The sequence below is a fragment of the Agromyces binzhouensis genome, from assembly GCF_004135055.1.
GTDB lineage: Bacteria > Actinomycetota > Actinomycetes > Actinomycetales > Microbacteriaceae > Agromyces > Agromyces binzhouensis.
The window spans coordinates 1-734 of sequence record NZ_SDPL01000750.1; the positions used below are offsets into that span (position 1 = coordinate 1).

General features: G+C 76.7%; 1 protein-coding gene. It reads left to right on the forward strand.

What is annotated here, in order from left to right; all coding sequences use genetic code 11:
• The coding region (locus ESO86_RS18035) for an EamA family transporter (RefSeq protein ID WP_129236058.1) at positions 1–734 on the forward strand (734 nt) is incomplete at both ends.

Below are 734 nucleotides of genomic sequence, written 5' to 3' on the forward strand. Positions count from 1 at the left end.
GTCGCCGCCGTCGCGCTGCTCGCCGTCGCCCGCCCGCGCCGACGCGACCTCACCTGGCGGGCGCTGCGGCCCGCGATGCTCCTGGGCGGCGTGCTCGTCGTCATGAGCCTCACGCTCTACGCCGCGATCGAGCGCATCGGCCTCGGTCCGGCGGTCACGATCGAGTTCCTCGGGCCGCTCGCCCTCGCCCTCCTCGGCTCGCGCCGCCGGCTCGACCTCGTCGCCGCGATCCTCGCGGCCGCGGGGGTCCTCCTCCTCACCGGCACCGTGCCGGGGATCGACCTGCTCGGCGTCGTGTTCGCGCTCACGGCGGGCGCCGCGTGGGCCGCGTACATCCTGCTCAGCCAGCGCGCCGGCCGGTCGCTGCCGGGCGTGCAGGCGACGGCGATCGCGACCGCCGTCGCGGCGATCCTCACCGCGCCGCTCCTCGTCGTGGTGCTCCTCGGCCTCGAACCCGGCGCGATCGCGCTGGTCCTCGGCGTCGGCACGATCGCGGGCCTGCTCTCGTCCGCACTCCCCTACTCGATCGACCTCGTGGTGCTGCGACGGATGCCGCGGCAGCGGTTCGCCGTCCTCCAGAGCGTGCACCCGGCGTCCGCCGCCCTCGCCGGACTCGTGATCCTCGGCCAGGCGCTCGCGCCGTGGCAGCTCGCGGGCCTCGCCCTCGTCACCGCGGCGAACGTGCTCGCGGTCGGGTTCGGCGCCCGCACCACCGCTCGCACGAGCACGCGGGC